14 protein-coding genes and 3 pseudogenes are annotated in these 15,440 nt (G+C 69.0%); 7 read left to right on the forward strand and 10 right to left on the reverse strand.

Annotated features, from left to right (window positions below; all coding sequences use genetic code 11):
• Nucleotides 1–3 precede the first annotated feature (3 nt).
• The 3 genes and pseudogenes from ABZ208_RS30085 to ABZ208_RS30095 form a co-directional block, all read right to left on the reverse strand.
• Nucleotides 4–576 (reverse strand): dihydrofolate reductase family protein, encoded by a 573-nt coding sequence (locus tag ABZ208_RS30085; RefSeq protein ID WP_356912605.1) that lies wholly within the window; start codon nucleotides 574–576, stop codon nucleotides 4–6.
• Between the two features lie 106 nt (nucleotides 577–682).
• Nucleotides 683–1,229: pseudogene (locus ABZ208_RS30090) on the reverse strand (transposase); the annotation flags it as partial.
• A 64-nt stretch (nucleotides 1,230–1,293) separates the two neighbouring features.
• Entirely contained in the window at nucleotides 1,294–2,238 is a 945-nt protein-coding gene (locus ABZ208_RS30095) for an alpha/beta hydrolase (RefSeq protein ID WP_356912606.1), read from the reverse strand.
• A gap of 90 nt (nucleotides 2,239–2,328) precedes the next feature.
• Here ABZ208_RS30095 and ABZ208_RS30100 point away from each other — a divergent pair, with 90 nt between their 5' ends.
• Nucleotides 2,329–2,922 (forward strand): TetR/AcrR family transcriptional regulator, encoded by a 594-nt coding sequence (locus ABZ208_RS30100; protein WP_356912607.1) that lies wholly within the window; start codon nucleotides 2,329–2,331, stop codon nucleotides 2,920–2,922.
• A 152-nt stretch (nucleotides 2,923–3,074) separates the two neighbouring features.
• Here the strand turns inward: ABZ208_RS30100 and ABZ208_RS30105 are convergent.
• Both ABZ208_RS30105 and ABZ208_RS30110 read right to left on the reverse strand, forming a co-directional pair.
• Nucleotides 3,075–3,836, reverse strand: a pseudogene (locus ABZ208_RS30105) (IS256 family transposase); the annotation flags it as partial.
• Nucleotides 3,837–3,940: 104 nt separating this feature from the next.
• Nucleotides 3,941–4,219, reverse strand: a pseudogene (locus tag ABZ208_RS30110) (IS701 family transposase); the annotation flags it as partial.
• Between the two features lie 291 nt (nucleotides 4,220–4,510).
• On the opposite strand from ABZ208_RS30110, the gene ABZ208_RS30115 reads away from it, so the two are divergent.
• The 3 genes from ABZ208_RS30115 (at nucleotide 4,511) to ABZ208_RS30125 (ending at nucleotide 7,384) form a co-directional block, all read left to right on the forward strand.
• Complete coding sequence (locus tag ABZ208_RS30115) at nucleotides 4,511–4,807, forward strand: hypothetical protein (protein WP_356912608.1); 297 nt, start codon at nucleotides 4,511–4,513, stop codon at nucleotides 4,805–4,807.
• Between the two features lie 1,239 nt (nucleotides 4,808–6,046).
• Nucleotides 6,047–6,520 carry a hypothetical protein gene (locus ABZ208_RS30120; RefSeq protein ID WP_356912609.1) on the forward strand — a complete coding sequence of 158 codons (474 nt, stop codon included), beginning with the start codon at nucleotides 6,047–6,049 and terminating at the stop codon, nucleotides 6,518–6,520.
• A gap of 192 nt (nucleotides 6,521–6,712) precedes the next feature.
• On the forward strand, nucleotides 6,713–7,384 hold the full coding sequence (locus tag ABZ208_RS30125) for a DUF1153 domain-containing protein (protein ID WP_356912610.1): 672 nt from the start codon (nucleotides 6,713–6,715) through the stop codon (nucleotides 7,382–7,384).
• Between the two features lie 106 nt (nucleotides 7,385–7,490).
• On the opposite strand, the gene ABZ208_RS30130 is transcribed toward ABZ208_RS30125, so the two are convergent.
• The gene (locus ABZ208_RS30130) at nucleotides 7,491–7,694 is read right to left on the reverse strand and encodes a Tn3 family transposase (RefSeq protein ID WP_356912611.1); all 204 of its coding nucleotides are present in this window, start codon (nucleotides 7,692–7,694) and stop codon (nucleotides 7,491–7,493) included.
• A gap of 279 nt (nucleotides 7,695–7,973) precedes the next feature.
• Nucleotides 7,974–8,981 carry a pyridoxal-phosphate dependent enzyme gene (locus ABZ208_RS30135; protein WP_356912612.1) on the reverse strand — a complete coding sequence of 336 codons (1,008 nt, stop codon included), beginning with the start codon at nucleotides 8,979–8,981 and terminating at the stop codon, nucleotides 7,974–7,976.
• Between the two features lie 338 nt (nucleotides 8,982–9,319).
• Here ABZ208_RS30135 and ABZ208_RS30140 point away from each other — a divergent pair, with 338 nt between their 5' ends.
• The gene (locus tag ABZ208_RS30140) at nucleotides 9,320–9,844 is read left to right on the forward strand and encodes a hypothetical protein (RefSeq protein WP_356912613.1); all 525 of its coding nucleotides are present in this window, start codon (nucleotides 9,320–9,322) and stop codon (nucleotides 9,842–9,844) included.
• Nucleotides 9,845–10,130: 286 nt separating this feature from the next.
• Here ABZ208_RS30140 and ABZ208_RS30145 read toward each other — a convergent pair whose 3' ends face one another.
• Nucleotides 10,131–11,114: an aldo/keto reductase gene (locus tag ABZ208_RS30145; protein ID WP_356912636.1), complete on the reverse strand. Its 984-nt coding sequence runs from the start codon at nucleotides 11,112–11,114 to the stop codon at nucleotides 10,131–10,133.
• A 101-nt stretch (nucleotides 11,115–11,215) separates the two neighbouring features.
• Here ABZ208_RS30145 and ABZ208_RS30150 point away from each other — a divergent pair, with 101 nt between their 5' ends.
• Nucleotides 11,216–11,812: a TetR family transcriptional regulator gene (locus ABZ208_RS30150; protein WP_356912614.1), complete on the forward strand. Its 597-nt coding sequence runs from the start codon at nucleotides 11,216–11,218 to the stop codon at nucleotides 11,810–11,812.
• A gap of 322 nt (nucleotides 11,813–12,134) precedes the next feature.
• Here the strand turns inward: ABZ208_RS30150 and ABZ208_RS30155 are convergent, their stop codons facing one another.
• The gene (locus tag ABZ208_RS30155) at nucleotides 12,135–13,412 is read right to left on the reverse strand and encodes an FAD-dependent oxidoreductase (protein WP_356912615.1); all 1,278 of its coding nucleotides are present in this window, start codon (nucleotides 13,410–13,412) and stop codon (nucleotides 12,135–12,137) included.
• A 105-nt stretch (nucleotides 13,413–13,517) separates the two neighbouring features.
• Between ABZ208_RS30155 and ABZ208_RS30160 the strand changes: the two genes are divergently transcribed.
• Nucleotides 13,518–14,747: a cytochrome P450 gene (locus ABZ208_RS30160; RefSeq protein WP_356912616.1), complete on the forward strand. Its 1,230-nt coding sequence runs from the start codon at nucleotides 13,518–13,520 to the stop codon at nucleotides 14,745–14,747.
• A 261-nt stretch (nucleotides 14,748–15,008) separates the two neighbouring features.
• Here the strand turns inward: ABZ208_RS30160 and ABZ208_RS30165 are convergent, their stop codons facing one another.
• A complete protein-coding gene (locus ABZ208_RS30165) occupies nucleotides 15,009–15,404 on the reverse strand; it encodes a RidA family protein (protein ID WP_356912637.1) in 396 nt (131 codons plus the stop codon).
• Nucleotides 15,405–15,440: the final 36 nt, after the last annotated feature.

Consider the following 15,440-nt stretch of genomic DNA (forward strand, 5'->3'; position numbering starts at 1 on the left):
GGGTCAATACACCTGGCGCGCCACGCGGTAGCGGAGGTAGACGACTCCCGAGCTGAAGGTGCGGGTGTCGACGAGTTCGAGATCCACCCGGCGCTCGCGCTGGGGAAAGAACGGAATGCCACCGCCAACCAGCACCGGGTAGACCCTGGCCCGGTACTCGTCGATCAGACCCAACGCGGCCGCCTCGGCGGCGAGAGTCGCGCCGCCGATCGCGATGTCGCCCTCCCCCGGCTCGGCTCGCAACCGCTCGATCTCCTCCGCCAGGCCTCCGGAGGCCAGGCGGGCATTGCCCTGCACCTCCGACAGCGTGGTGGAGAACACCACCTTTGGGAGCGGCTTCCAGATCGCGGCCCACTCGAGCATTGAGTCGTCGAGCGACGGATCCTGGTCGGCGGTCTCCCAGTACAGCATCGTCTCGTACAGGCGTCGTCCCAACAGGTGGACGCCGACCTCTCGTTCCTCGTCGGTGACGTAGCGAAAGACCTCCTCGTCGGGCGCCGTCCAGTCGAAGCCGCCGTCCGGCCCGACGATGTAGCCGTCAAGTGAGACGCCCATCGAATAGGTCACGCTGCGCATCAGAAGTCCTCCTCGGTAACGGGTTCGACCGTACGACCGCCGGACGCCGCAGGACTCATCGCGCCTCGCGGGATCCCCTGGGCGAAGGCGGTTCCTTCTGGGCCTGGCCGTCCCGGCGTGCCCCGGCGGCGTGCCGGTGAGTCCGGCCGATCGTGGAGTCGACGTTCACCGTCCACCCGATGCGACCGCGCGCGTCGGCTCGCGCCTGGAGCCTGGTGAGCAGCCCTGCCCACACTCTCAGGCGCCGGCCGGCGGCGGACCAGTCCGTAGACCGTCCGCCAGGGCCCATGGCAGGGCGGGAGGTCCCGCCACGGAGCCCCGGTCCGCACCCGCCACCGGATTCCGTCGATCAGCATCCGCTTCGTCCTGGACGGCGTGCCCGTCGTCGCTGCGGCCAACAGATGCGGCTCCAGCACGGCCCATTGATCATCTGGCAGACCTCCCCGCCCCACGCGAAGATCATTACGAGGGGGGCGATCTTTCAGAACACGGCCCAGTACCAATGCCGTTGCGTGAGGGGCTGGGCTGGTCTGGCGTGATGATGACGGCCCTGGCTGCGGTTGGCTTGGGGCCGGTTGCGGTGGTCGGTGCGTTTGAGCCGGTGATGGGACATCTTGCGTTTGACGACGCGGGGCTGGGTGCCGAGTCGACATACTGCTGGTTCGGCGAGGGTGCGTGGAGGATCCGGTGCCGGCGAACTGAACTCACTGACTCGCTCTACCCGACACGCGCATGATCGATGAACGCGGTCAACGCGTCCACCGTTGCGTCGGGCTGCTCGTCGGGAATGAAGTGCCCGGCTTCCGGGATGACGATGCCGGTCACGTTCTCCGCCCAGGGGCTGAGGGAGGCGGCCATGTCGGGGATCGAGCCGTGGGAGCTGGAGATTCCCAGGACCGGGATGGTCAGGTGCCCTCGTCCGGGAGCGAGAGCGTCACGGTTTTTGCGCGCTGATTCCGCGGCGTCTCGGAAGTAGGAAAGAGCCGCTCGGAGCCCTCCCTCGGCTGCGATGGAGGCGGCGTAGTAGTCGATTTCGGCGCTGTCGAAGGTGCTCGGGGACAGTGTCTTGACCCTCAAGAACCAGCCCACGTAGTCACGTTCGCGTCCGGTGATCAGCGTCTCGGGCAGTTCGGGCACCAGGTGGAATGCCAAGTGCCAGGTCTTCCAGGCCCGTTCGGGATCCGTTGGGATGGCGTCCGGGAGGGTGATTCCGGGAATGCCGGCGTCGAGCAGGGCGACGCCGTGCAGGCGGTCTTGGTACCTCAGGGCGAGCGAGAAGGCGACGCAGGCCCCGATGTCGTGGGCGGCGAGCCAGTACTTCGGCACGTCGAGCGCGGTCAGCGCGGCCTGGACGCGCGAAGCGAGGGTGTGGGTGTCGTAGCCCCCTTGGGGGCGGTCGGAGTGGCCCTGTCCCGGCAGATCGACGGCGATCACGTGGAAGCGCTCGGCAAGACGCGGCATCGCCTTGTGCCAAGCCCACCAGGTCTGCGGGAATCCGGCGAGCAACACGACGGTGGGGCCGCCCGACCGACCGCCTTCCACGGCGTGAAGCCGGATTCCTTCCGCGTCGACCCAGCGGTGGGTGAAGCCCGCGAGGTATCGCAGCGGCAGCCCGGGGACGTGGCTCTGGTCGGGAGAGCGGTTCGGCGCGGTGTCGGTCACGCCTCGAGCCTAACTCATCTTGGACTGTTCAGTTCAAGATAGGATGGACAAGGCCACGATGGACTGGTTCAAGAACGGGGTGCATGCGGGATGGCCGGGAAGAAGCAGTTCGACGTGGACATCGTGCTCGACGCGGCGATGGTCCAGTTCTGGCGGGCCGGGTACGCCGACACCTCGCTGGACGACCTCTCCAGGGCGACCGGATTGAACCGAAGTTCCATCTACTCCTCGTTCGGCGACAAGGACTCGCTCTACCTGCGCTGCCTGGACCGCTACGCCGTCCGGTATGGAAACAGGTATGAGCAGGCGCTTTCCTCCGGTGCGTCCGGGGAACCGCTGCGGGCGATACAGGCGTTTTTCGAGGTCACCCTCCAACGTATCGCCGACCCCGACGTGCCGAACGGATGTCTGGTCGCTCAGACCGCGATGGCGACACCAGTACTCAGCCCCGCTATCGCCACGCGTGCGATCGAAGCTGTGGGGCTTCAGCGTGCGCGGCTGCGGACCGCCTTGAACACCGCGGAGTTGGCCGAGGGCGACGCCGAGAACTACGCCACTCACATCACGGCGGTCAACCAGTCGCTGGCCGTGATGAGCAGGGCCCGGGCGAGCCAGAAGCAGCTCCGCACGATCGTCGACATCAGCATGAGCGCGCTCTCGCAGGCTTTGCCCAACCGGGGCTAGGGCCCTCCTGGCCTGCCGTTCGCAGTGCCAGGCCCGGGATCGGGTTCGATGGCGTCGTCGCCAGGCGGACCGGCCGAGGTGATGTGCGGCTGGGTGGACGGTGGTGATGAGTCCGGTGAACAGGTGCTGGATCTCGTTGCAGGTCAACGCCATCAGCTCACCGGGGGAGCAATTGTCAATAGTTGTGGATCGTTGATGGTCGGCGTGTCAGGGCAGGTGTGAACCAGGAGGCCACGTTCGAAGCGGACGCCAGCCCGGACGAGCGGGACCAGGTGTGAGCCGTTGACGGCTCTCCAGCGGGCCTGGGCGGACTCGACGAGCTTAAACACCATGGCCAGCCCTGGCGACGCGTGAGGCGGCGCCCTTGGTGACCTTCGTGCGCAGCCGGACGGTGGCGAAGGTCGACTCGATGGGGTTGGTCGTCCGAAGGTACATCCAGTGCTTGGCGGATAGTCGAAGAACTCCAGCAGCACGTCCTGGCAATCGGTGATCTTCGCGACGGCCTTGGGGAACTTTGCGCCGTAGAGCTTGGCGAACGTCTTGACGGCCTGCTGAGCGTCCTCGCGGTGCTCGGCGTTGCAGATGTCCTGGATCGCCTTCTTCTCCGCCGGCTTAGCCAACTTCGGCATGGCGTCGAGGACGTTGGCGGTTTGGTGAACCCAACACCTCTGCTCGCGGGTGTCGGGGAAGATCTCGCGCAGGGCCTTCCAGAACCCGAGGGCGCCGTCGCCAACCGCGTGGACCGGCGCGCGCATTCCCCGCCGCGCGCAGTCCCGCAGCAGCGCGGCCCAGGACTCGGAAGACGCCCGGTAGCCGTCCGTCATGGCCACCAGCTCCTTCGTGGCGTCCGCGCGCACTCCGATGACCACAAGGACGGCGGCCTTGGCCTGGTCCAGGCGTATGTGCAGGTGGATGCTGCAATGCAGGCCTACTCGACGACCATCACGGGATCACTCGGGAAGGTACGCCCTCCGCGTTCTGGCCAGAGCCGATCCACAGGTCTTGAGCATTGCTCCCCATCCGGGGCCGGGCGGTGGTGGTGTTCGTCTGCGGTGGTCGTGACCAGAAGGGCATGGGCGAGCATCGCGAGGGTGCCCCAGCGTGCCAGGACGTCCAGCGCCTGACCTGGTGTTCGTCCAGCTCGGCGGGGCCCTTGGTGGCCTGGAACGTCTCCTCGACGGTCCACCTGCGCCCGGCCACCCGCACCAGCGTGGCAAGCGCAACCGAGGCGGCCGTCAGCAACATCGGCCAGGGCCCAGTCGCAGAAGCGGTGCCCCTTGGCACCGGCACCGGCGGAGCAATGGCGTGATCCCGAAGTTGCGAAGTGCGCGGTCCGTTCGGGAGTCGGGTCGTCATTACTTGACCGTCACCGGTCTGTCAAGTCCCGAAATGCAGCGGCATGACAGCGCTGCTTATCCCGGGCTTAATTGAGGCATGGGTCACGCAGAGCAGATGGCCCGCCGGCATCGTCATAAACAATCCTGACGGCGCTCAACGGGACACACCGTCCCTCTGTCGAAAGGCCCGAGAATCAGCAGGGGCGCCCGACAGTTCTTTCATCGTCTTTTTCTCGCGAAGGAGAATTCCCATGGCTCGCATTTACCGCACCCGTCGCTTTGTAATGCTGACTGCTTCGACTGCTCTGGCCGCAGGAGGCGCGCTGCTGCCCGCCAACGCGTTCGCGGCCCCGGGGTCTGCGCACGCGGTGACTGCGAAGGCAGCCGCTCACGGCGACAAGTGGCGCGACAGCGACCACGGGCACCGTGGCGACCGTTGGCGTGACGGCGGGGTCCGGAAGGGAGGCGGCGGGGTGGGGAATGTTGTCGTCATCATCGGCAACAACAACACCGTGCCGATCAACAACGGCACCGTCAACACCGGCTGAAAGAGCGGACCGGTCCAGCGCCGGTAAGGACATGGCCCGGCCGGGTGGCAGCGTCAGGGGACGCGCCACCCGGCCGGGCTCGTGCATGTCCTGCGGGAAGCGCTGTAGGCGCATTTCTCGCGCTGCGCCTTCGACGTGATCGCGTCCGCCGGGGCGCCCGCACGGTCTCGAGGGGATCGAGGCTTCTCCCTGTTCCCACGCAGCGTGCGACGGAAGATGAACGCAGGCAGGCCGTCCTCCGGGGCGGCCGATGTGCTGGGTTCGGCCAGGGTGTTCGGCACACCCGGTACGCGTGTCGGTTCCGTCTGCCGGGTCCGTGCTCCGTCCACCGCACTTTCGGCGCTGCTGTCGATTCTTGGGGCCGGATGCCCGTTCGGCACCCCGGCCTGTACGTCGCTGGGTCCGGGGCCGCAGAAACAACTGGCACGAGTACTTCCGTGCGGCTCGCACCAGAGTGACCGGCCGGCGTGCCGAGGACGAATGACGGCGTGAAGGGTCATCGCTGTCCCTGCAACAGATCACCCGTGGCCTCGCCGACTCCCCGCCGAGGCGATGCAGGGCATCTTGGCCCCGCTGCCGGTCGAGCAGCGGGCGAAGCTGCCTTACTTGAAGAAGAGGGGCCTGGCAGTCCCTCACCCTCACGTGCCCCCGACGAGGATCTCAGTCCCAAGGCTGCTGTCTGCAAACGGCGGGCGGCATCGTGCTGACGGTGGTGTGGCCGAACGCAAGCTGTGTTCGCACGGTCGCCCGTTGTCCGCCCCCTGCCCGCGGCGTCCGATCGCGCCGGGCACGCCGGCCGCGTCAACATCCTCGGCAAAGTTGATGATGTGTCAGGGCAGCCCCATTTCCGAGAGGGCGACCTGAAGTCCACCACCACGGGCGGGCGTTGGGGCTCGGCGGACATGCCCCACCTTGGGTGGCATGCCACGCGGAAGCCGACAACTCGGGCATCGGCCGACCCGGCTCCCTGCGCGGGCCCTGGGTCGGTGCTTTCTTATCGGGCTTTTACCTGACACCCGCGGCATGGTCAAGCCCCGATTTTCCGGGACGTGACTCCAGTGCGCCGCTCAGGCCTACTGGAAGTGTCCTCACGGAAAAGGAAACGCGGCAGCAGGACGGGTCGGAATTCCTCACAGGAATCCCTCTCACCGAACCACCGGTTCATCCCGATGGAAACCGATTAGCCGCCCCTAATTCGTAGGAACATTCAAGAATCCCCTGAATCAAGGAGAAAGACCCATGACCCGTAATATTCACACCAACGACTATGGTCGCCCGAATCGCCGGCGTTTTCGCCTTGCGACGGTTCTCGCCTCGGCCGCCGTGATCGGTGGAGGCGTCATCTTTCCCGCTACCGCGATGGCGGCCCCGAAGCCCACTGCGCCGGTGGTGAGCCTCGCCGACCACCGAGCCGGCATCCAGACCGGTGAGGGTGGCCGTGGCGGAGACGGCTTCTTCGGCGGCACCGGTGGCCCGGGCGGAGACGGCATCTTCGGCGGCACCGGTGGCCGTGGCGGTGACGGCTTCTTCGGCGGCATCGGTGGCCCGGGCGGAGACGGCATCTTCGGCGGCATCGGCGGCCCGGGCGGAGACGGCTTCTTCGGCGGCATCGGCGGCCCGGGCGGAGACGGCTTCTTCGGCGGTAAGGGCGGCCCGGGCGGAGACGGCTTCTTCGGCGGTAAGGGCGGCCCGGGTGGAAACGGCTTCTTCTGACCGTCACCCGGCGACGGCCCGGACAGTCCACGTCCGGGCCGTCGCCGGCCCACCCGGCACGGGGGAGGTCTTCACGACCTCCCCCGTGCCCCCGCCGAATCGGCCAACGCGTAAGGCCGCCCGGCCGTCGCACACGGCGTCCTGGCACACAGCACCTACAGGCGAACATCCATGTCGTGGAACGGAGTCCCCATGTCCAGAAATCGTTGGCAGCGTCCAATCATCCTGGCGGCGGCCGCAGCGGCCCTCGCCGTCGGCACCGCATGCGCCGCACCGGCGCAGAGCAATGCAGGCAGAGACCAGCCCGCCAGTGCCGACAACCGCGTCGGCGAGAGTTCGGACGGCTGCCGTGGCGGTGACGGCGGCCGTGGCGGCCTGCTCGGTGAGCCGGGGGAGCCCGGTGAGCCCGGCAAGCCGGGGATCGGTGGCCGTGGCGGCGACGGCGGTCGCGGCGGTGACGCCTTCTTCGGTGGTACCGGCGGCCGGGGCGGTGACGGCGGCACGGGCGGCCTGCTCGGTGAGCCAGGGGAGCCCGGAAAGCCCGGCAAGTCCGGGATCGGTGGCCGTGGCGGCGACGGTGGCCGGGGCGGTGACGGCTTCCTCGGTGGTACCGGCGGCCGGGGCGGTGACGGCGGCACGGGCGGCTGTCTCCGGTTCAGCGATCTGCCGGACAAGCCGAAGGGAGAATTCTCGGTGGCGGACAAGGTGCGCATCGTGATGGTCATGCAGTACGGGGACGTGACGAGCGCCGAGGTCGCCAAGAAGTACCAGGTCTCGGAGGACGAGGCCGACGCCTGGAAGCGGCAGGTCCTCGACGGTGACTGGTTCAGGTTGATGGGGACGGAGCCCCCCTTCCTCCCGTGACTCACCACCGGGACCAAAGATCGAAACGCGGAAGACCTGGTCCCCCGGTCGGCAACGGTCTGTCCGGCTCGCTGGGCCTCGGTGGCGTGCTCCTTGTCCGGGCCGGTCAGGGCGCCGTCCTTGCCGTAGTGCAGCACGGTGTTCGCGCTGCTCCAGTTCCCCACGATCTGGAGCCCGCCAGGGATCTCACCGCGCAGGTCAACGCTGCCAGGTAGTCGCATGCGAAGATCGTGCGCACGGCCCGGCCGAGTTCTTCGAGCGCCTGGTAGGTGGGGTGCTTGGGACCGCTGCGGGTGAAGCGGCGCAGCATCTGTACGGCCTCCGCCAGGTCGCCAGGCGGAGCGCGATACGACGGCCGCGCGTGACGATACGCCGCGGCCGCCGACGGTCATGGCGAACGTGGGTCCGTGTGCGGCCTGTGGGTCGCTCCGCGGCAGCCACGGTTGCGCCTGGCACGCTTTCCCTGCCCGTCTTAACGGCAGCCACAACCGATCACGCACCGCTCAACGGCTGTGTGCCGGACGGCCGATGGGGGGCCGACCGCTCTACGGCATCGGTGACGTCTGCCCACGGCTGACCACCCTGAAGCTCAGAAGGCGTCCCGGGGTCCATGGGTGTGGAGGAACAAAAGAGGCCCGGTGCCCAGACGGCCGTCGGCCGCCATGGCGAGCAGGGCGGCCAACGCCTTCCCCGTGTACACCGGATCGAGCTCCATCAGCCCGCTTTCCGAGGCAAGGCGCTGCGCCCTGTCGCCCTCCGGTGTGGCGTGACCATAGCCCGGTCCCAGCCAGTCCCGCACCATCGTCACCTCGTCCGGCACGATCCGGATCCGAGGAAGGTCCGCGCCTCGCCCGCGCAGCAGCCCTGCCGTCCGGTCGGCCAGCGCGACCACGGCCTTGTCATCCAGCCGCAGCGTGTCGTTGACGACCACGCCCACGACACGGGTGCGCAGCCCGGCCAGCCGGAGGCCAAGAGCCAGCCCTGCGGCGGTACCCCCTGAGCCGACGGCGGTGACCACGTGCGAGGGCTCCGGCAGGGCTCCGTCCGCGACCTGTGCCGCAAGCTCCAGGGCCACCTCGACGTAGCCGAGCGTGCCGATCGGCGCGGAGCCGCCCGCCGGCAGGAAGTACGGCAGCCGCCGCCCCGCGGTATGGCGGAGGAAGAGCCACGGTGCGGCAGCGACGGTCCGGGCCTTCGTCCGGGTGAAGTGCAGGGTGGCGCCGGACCGCCGCAGCCGCTCCAAGTGCGCCCGAACGTGGTCGTTGACGGGCTGGTCGATCAGCGCGAGGACGGTGGACAGACCCTGCTCGCGAGCGTAAAGGGCGGTGGCCAGGCCCCAGTTCGTACCGAGACCGCCCACCGTCAGGATCGTGCGCTTCCCACGGCGCCGCACGTCGGGAAGGATCCACTCGAGCTTACGGATCTTGTTGCCGCCCCACCCGCCGGAGCCGAATCCGCTCTCGTCCTTGCACCACAGCTCTACCCCGTCCGCCATCCCGGTCAGCTCGCGTACGGGCGTCGGCCGGTCGCCGAGCGAGAGGTGCGGCAGCGAGGTGACCAGCGGGGGAAACATCCGGTGCAACAGCGGTCCGCTCATCCCTGGACTGCTCCTTCCTCTCGATGGTTTCACGTGGCGCGGGCCTGCCGCACCGGTGAACCGGTATCCCTGGCGTCGCCGACGGCGGCTACACATCCTGCACTGACGCGGAGGTGTAGTCGATCCAGTCCTGCCGCGCCTGCAAAGGCACTCCCGGCTCAATACGGAAGGCCACCGGCCTTCCTCTCGGCCCGGGTGACCCGCGCATGGGCGGGAAAGGCACCGGGACCCCCATCAGCTGAGCCGGCCCGAGAAAATCGTGGGCAGCGCGCCCACCACCCGTCCTATTGTGTACCGCTGCCGTCCGCGCCGGACGGCCCGATGGGAAGGGCGGCGGAGTGCCGGACGCGTACAACGTCATGCTGGACGCCGAGTTGAGCAAGTCGTTCGACGTGTGGTCCGGCTATCTGGACGCCCGAACGGGCGAGGACCCCCAGACTCGTGCCCGACTGCGCTCCATGTTGGAGTCGGCCCGCGCGGCCGTCGCCCAGGGCGATTCCGCCACCGCACGCGACTTGGTGGCGGAGATGTACGAGGACGCCCGGGAAGCCGGCCTTCCCTGGGCCCCCTCGCCGCCCCGACCCTGCGAGGCGGACCGGCAAGTGCGCGACTACGCCAAAGACGCACTGCCGCAGGTGCTCCCTCTGGGCCTGCGGGACCGTCTCGATCACATCGCTGTCTCCCTGCGCGTCACGGGCCGCCGCGTCCAGGCCGCCCCTGGCCTCGACGCGGCCACCCGCCAGGACATCCTCTACATCATCGCCCGCGCCGGGATGGCCCTCGACCTTGCCCACCTGACCGCGGCGCGACGCGAACTGGAACGCCTCGAGGCGATCGCGCGACGGTGCGGCGTGGAGGCCTGAGAGCCGCGTCGCGATGGCCCAGCCTGTCCGGTGGGCACCGTCGTGGTCGACGGGCGGCCACCACTCCGGCCGTTGGCCGACCACAGGACCAACCGGGCCTCGTACAACCCCGGCCATGGTTGATCAGTGGTTTCCATGCGTCAGCTTGCTGACGCCTATGGCCCATCGTGGGCGCGTTCGTGAATCATGCGGGCCGGCCACAACTGCTGGGGCTGGTAACGCCTACCGCAGCACCGTGGTACTCATCGCGTTGACCGATCACACTCGTGACCCGATCCCAGAGCGGTCACCCGTTGAGCGACTGCATGAGCTCGGGCGCATAGCGGTCACCGGAGGCGACACCGCGCGGCGCCACGGCCTCGATGGCCGCGATGTCCTCGGCGGTGAACGTCACGGACAGGGCCGCGGCGTTCTCCTCCAGGTAGCGGCGGCGCTTGGTGCCGGGGATCGGAACCGCACCCGTGCGCAGCACCCAGGCCAGTGCCAGCTGGGAGGGCGTGACGGACTTCTCCTCGGCCAGCCGCGCGACCTCGTCGACGACGGCGAGGTTGCGGGTGAAGTTCTCACCCTGGAAGCGCGGGTCGGTGCGACGGAAGTCGTCGGCGGCAAAGTCGCCGGGGCTGGTGATGGCGCCGGACAGGAAGCCGCGGCCGAGCGGCGAGTAGGCGACGAGACCGATGCCGAGTTCCGTCAGCGTGGCCTGCACACCGTCACTCTCGATGCCCCTCTCGAAGAGGGAGTACTCGGTCTGCACCGCGGTCAGCGGATGGATTGCGTGAGCACGCCGGATGGTGGCGGCAGCCGCTTCGCTGATCCCGAGGTAGCGGACCTTGCCGGCGGTGACGAGCTCCGCCATGGCCCCGACACTCTCCTCGATGGGCACGGCCGGGTCCACGCGGTGCAGGTAGTACAGGTCGATGTAGTCCGTGCCGAGGTTGCGCAAGGAGCGGTCCGCGGCCTGGTGGATGTATTCCCGCCGCCCGTTGTGGCCGACCATGGAGCCGTCGTCGGTGAACTCGATGCCCGTCTTGGTGGCGATCACGGCCTTCTCCCGGCGCCCGGCGAGCGCCTTGCCGATCAGCCGCTCGTTGACGAAGGGCCCGTACCCCTCGGCGGTGTCCAGCATCGTGATGCCGAGTTCCAGCGCGCGGTCGATCGTGGCCAGCGACTCGGCTTCGTCGGTCGCGCCGTAGAAGGCACTCATCCCCATGCAACCGAGACCCTCGGCCCCGACGACCAGACCCTGGGACCCCAGGGGGCGCAGCTCCATCATGTCGCTCTCCTCAGTAAGTAACTAACTCGTTAGTTCCAGCATGGATGAAGCCAGGTCCGGATGTCAATAACTGGATAGTTACCTGTAGGCTGCCCCTCATGGCACGGGACTCCAGCGCGACCAAGGCACGCCTCCTCGACGCAGCCTTCACCGAGTTCGCCGAGTACGGCATCGCCGGAGCCCGGGTCGACCGCATCGCCGAGGCCGCCGGGGCGAACAAGCGCCTCATCTACGTCTACTTCGGCAACAAGGAACAGCTCTTCGACCTGGTGCTGCAGCACGCCATGGAGCTGGGCGCGGAGTCGGTGCCCTTCGACGCCGCGGATCTCCCCGGCTACGCCGGAGCGATCTTCGATCATCTGACGGAGCGACCCGCCCTGATGCGGCTCGTCGCCTGGAAGCAGCTCGAGCGCCCGGGTTCCACGGCCGACGGCGCAGAGGCGTATCGGCGCAAGATCGCGAAAGTTGCCGAGGCTCAGCTCGGGGGGCGCATCGACCCGGGCTTGAACCCCTCCGACGTACTCACCCTCGTGCTCGCCCTGGCCCAGGCCTGGTTCGCGGCCCCCGGCGGGCCCGCCACCGACGCGGACGGCTCGGCCTGGAAGGAAGAGCGCAGACACGGGCACCGCGCCACCGTGGTGGAGGCCGTGTCACGCATCATCGCGCCGGACCCGGACAGGGTGTCCGCCTCCTGAGACACCCCGGCACCGCAGCGGCCCAGCAAGCCGGAACCGCTGGCGCCGAGCTGGTCGTCGAGGCGGTCCCACCGGCACCTGCGCGAACAGTGCCCTCAGGCGCCAAGCCCTGTCCTGCGGCAGTGTCTGCTGCGGAGAGTCCCGGACCACCGACGTGTCGCTCGGCACCGGCTCGACCAGCACCGCCTGCACGTCCGAGAACCTTGCCCGGCGCCATGTGTCGTCCAGGGCGACCTTGTGCGTGAGCGCGGCAACGGACTCGCCCGACGGCCTCCTCTCCGAGTATCCGGCCGGTTGCACGTACGGCGCGTCCTCGCCGGGCTCAGCTCGTCACTGCCTGGCGCACGGACGCCGCCGGCGGGCGTTCACGCAGTGCCCCGTAGGCCAGGAAGTACGCCGGCACCCGGTTCAGCCAGCGCGAGGTGGTGACCAGCTCGGCCAGGCGCTTGGCGCGCTTGGGGTCGCCGAAGGGAGGCCGGCCCAGCAGTAGTGGTTCGATGACGTGGGTGTGGGCGACGCGCTGGAGGCCCTGGGTTGCGACTGTGGTCGGCAGGCGGCGGCGTTGGACGCGGCGTACAGCCGCCGGCAGGCCGACCGCGTCGTCCCCCAGCGGTCCGACGAGGTGGCGGGCGGCAGCCACGGCGTCCTGGACGGCGAGGTTGATGCCGATACCGAAGACCGGAGACATGGCGTGCGCCGCGTCGCCGATGCACAGCAGTCCTGGCCGGTGCCAGCGCCGGAGCCGGTCGAGCCGTACATCGAGCAGCTTCACCTCGTCCCACGACGCGAGGGTGTGCATCCGGTCCGCGATCCACGGGACGGCGTCCCCGTACACGTCCCTGAACCGGTCGAGACCGGCCGCGCGGAGCTGGGCGTCACTGCCCTTGGGGATCAGCGCGGCGCACTGCCAGTAGTCCCCACGGTCGATCATGGCGCTGAGGAACCGGTCTCCGACGCCTCCCACGAGTCCGTGCGGATCGTCGTCGCGCCTCGGCAGCCGGAACCACCAGGCGTCCATCGGGCAGCGGAACCTCCGCAGCCCCAGGCCGGGCAGCGAGCGAACCAGCGATCCCCGGCCGTCACAGGCCACCGTGAGGGTGGCCCGCAGCTCGCCGGTGCGGCCGTCGGACGTCCGGTAGGACACCCCGGTGACACGTCCCCGTTCCATGAGGAAGGAGGTCGCCTCGGTGCTCGTGCGCAGGGAGAAGGCCGGCTCCCGCCGGGCCTCGTCGGCGAGGAGGTCGAGCAGGTCCCACTGCGGCACCAGCGCGATGTAGTTGTACCGGCCCCGCAGTGCGCCGATGTCTCCGACAGTCACCAGTGAGCGATCTGGGCCGAGAGGCAGCTGGATCGTCGTGACCCGGCGCTGCGGCAGCCGGGCGAACCGCTCACCGAGGCCGAGATCCTCCAGAAGCGCGAGCGTGCTCGGATGCACAGTGTCGCCGCGGAAGTCGCGCAGGAAGTCGCCGTGCTTCTCCAGGACTGTCACCTCCACCCCTGCCCGGGCCAGGAGCAGGGCGAGGACCATTCCGGCGGGGCCGCCGCCCACCACACAGCACGTGGTCCGCTCCCCCGCCACCATGGCGTCCTTCGCGTCCATCGCGCTCCTCCCTTCACTGGCGCCACGAATCAGTCATATTGGGGCATATACCCTCAAGTGACAGCAAAACCCAGCACATGGTCGCTACGTGCCTCGGGAGGCATGATGAGCCAGCAGCCGGTCCTTCTCCCCTACGCCGACGCAGGCTTCGTGGCCGATCCCTTCCCGCTCTACCGGCAGCTGCGCGAGGACGGCCCGGTCCGGCGCGCCGTCATCGCGGGCGGTCTGGACGCCTGGCTGGTCACACGCTACGAGGACGGGCTCGCCGCCCTGTCCGACCCGAGGCTGAGCAGCGACGTCCGGGACGCCTCGGACCCCCGACTCATGGAGCAACTGCCCGAGTTCGAGCGCGAGTCGATGATGAGCAACATGCTGCGCTCCGACCCGCCCGACCACACCCGGCTGCGCCGCCTGGTCTCGAAGGCGTTCACCGCGCGCAGGGTCGCCGAGCTGCGGCCCCGTATCCAGGGGATCACCGACCGGCTGCTCGACGCGGTCGTGCCGGCCGGCCGCGCCGAACTCGTCGCGGACTTCGCACTGCCCCTCCCGGTCACCGTGATCAGCGAGCTGCTCGGCGTGCCGGTGGACGACCGGTACGACTTCCAGCGGTGGACCGACGACATGCTCATGCGCGGGGAGAAGATGCCGGACCCGGCCGTTGTGAACGAGGCATGGCAGCGGATGCGTGCGTACGTGACGAAGCTCCTGGATGCCAAGCGCGCCCGGCCCGGAGACGATCTCCTCAGCGCGCTGATCAGCGCCCGCGACGAGAAGCAGCGGCTGAACGAGGACGAGCTGATCGCCATGACCTTCCTGCTGCTCGTGGCCGGGTACATCACGACGGTCAACCTGATCGGCGGCGGCATCGCCGCGCTTCTCGCTCACCCCGACCAACTGGAGCTGCTGCGGGACGATCCCGAGCTGCTGCCGGGCGCGGTCGAGGAGTTCCTCCGCTACGACGGCCCGGTCAGCCCGGGCATCGCCCGTTTCGCGCGGGAGGACGTCAAGATCGCGGGCGTGACCGTCCCGCGTGGCGCGACCGTGCTGATCGCGTCCGCCATCGCCGACCGCGATCCGGCACGGTTCCCCGACCCCGACCGGCTGGACGTCACCCGGCGTGACAACGGCCACCTGGCGTTCGGGCACGGCATCCACTACTGCCTGGGCGCGCCACTCGCCCGGCTGGAGGGGCAGATCGCCATCGGGACGGTGCTGCGCCGCCTTCCCGACCTGGCCCTGGCCGTGCCGCCGAACGAGCTGAGGTGGCGGCCCGGCGGACTGCGCGGCCCGCTGCAGCTCCCCGTCACGTTCACCTCCGGCGCCTCGGCAGGCTGACCACCGCCCGGCAAAAGGACCAGGACGGTGGCCGGTGTGGCCGGTGATGCCGTGTACGGCCCTGCGGTACAGGTTGTTGGGCCCAGGCGGTGTTGGGATCGACGCCGTGGAGGATCAGCAGCGGCGGCGAGGAGGGATGGAAGGACTCGCCGTCGAGGCCATAGACGCCGATTGTCACCATTCTGAGCACAGGTCATCACCCATCCGCCTGCTACTCGTGCCGGTTCAACCGGCACGAGTAGCAGGGGCGGCGAGGTCGCATCACGCGACGGCGGTCCCCTCAAGCTCGACCATCTGGCCGGGGATCGCCAGCCGCGTCACGCCGAGCATCGTGGTGGTCGGCGCCACCCCGGCGGCACCCAACCGCGCCGCCAGCACGCCGTAGTGCTGGAAAAGCAGATCGACCTCGGTCGTGTAGACGTTGAGCCGGACGAGGTCCGCGAGAGACATGCCGGCCTCGCCGAGCACCGCCTCCAGGTTGTCGATGCTCAGCGTCAACTGTGCCGCAATGTCACCGTCATGCTGGGGCTTGCCGTCGCCGCTCATCGCGGTCTGCCCCGAGATGTACAGGGTCCGTGTGTGCCCGGAGACGACCTCACCCTGATTGAATCCCATCTCCTGCGACCACGTCACCGGGTTGACCGCCGTTCGTTCCACTGCCACATCAGCTCCATTCGATTCATCGGGGGTACG

The organism is Streptomyces sp. NPDC006208 (assembly GCF_040613775.1).
Lineage (GTDB): Bacteria > Actinomycetota > Actinomycetes > Streptomycetales > Streptomycetaceae > Streptomyces.

What these genes read in the sequence shown, in the direction of transcription:
- ABZ208_RS30085 (WP_356912605.1), bottom strand. Translation starts at nt 576, where the DNA reads ATGCGCAGCGTGACCTATTCGATGGGCGTCTCACTTGACGGCTACATC.
- ABZ208_RS30100 (WP_356912607.1), top strand. Translation starts at nt 2,329, where the DNA reads ATGGCCGGGAAGAAGCAGTTCGACGTGGACATCGTGCTCGACGCGGCG.
- ABZ208_RS30115 (WP_356912608.1), top strand. Translation starts at nt 4,511, where the DNA reads ATGGCTCGCATTTACCGCACCCGTCGCTTTGTAATGCTGACTGCTTCG.
- ABZ208_RS30120 (WP_356912609.1), top strand. Translation starts at nt 6,047, where the DNA reads ATGACCCGTAATATTCACACCAACGACTATGGTCGCCCGAATCGCCGG.
- ABZ208_RS30125 (WP_356912610.1), top strand. Translation starts at nt 6,713, where the DNA reads ATGTCCAGAAATCGTTGGCAGCGTCCAATCATCCTGGCGGCGGCCGCA.
- ABZ208_RS30130 (WP_356912611.1), bottom strand. Translation starts at nt 7,694, where the DNA reads ATGCTGCGCCGCTTCACCCGCAGCGGTCCCAAGCACCCCACCTACCAG.
- ABZ208_RS30135 (WP_356912612.1), bottom strand. Translation starts at nt 8,981, where the DNA reads ATGAGCGGACCGCTGTTGCACCGGATGTTTCCCCCGCTGGTCACCTCG.
- ABZ208_RS30145 (WP_356912636.1), bottom strand. Translation starts at nt 11,114, where the DNA reads ATGGAGCTGCGCCCCCTGGGGTCCCAGGGTCTGGTCGTCGGGGCCGAG.
- ABZ208_RS30150 (WP_356912614.1), top strand. Translation starts at nt 11,216, where the DNA reads ATGGCACGGGACTCCAGCGCGACCAAGGCACGCCTCCTCGACGCAGCC.
- ABZ208_RS30155 (WP_356912615.1), bottom strand. Translation starts at nt 13,412, where the DNA reads ATGGACGCGAAGGACGCCATGGTGGCGGGGGAGCGGACCACGTGCTGT.
- ABZ208_RS30160 (WP_356912616.1), top strand. Translation starts at nt 13,518, where the DNA reads ATGAGCCAGCAGCCGGTCCTTCTCCCCTACGCCGACGCAGGCTTCGTG.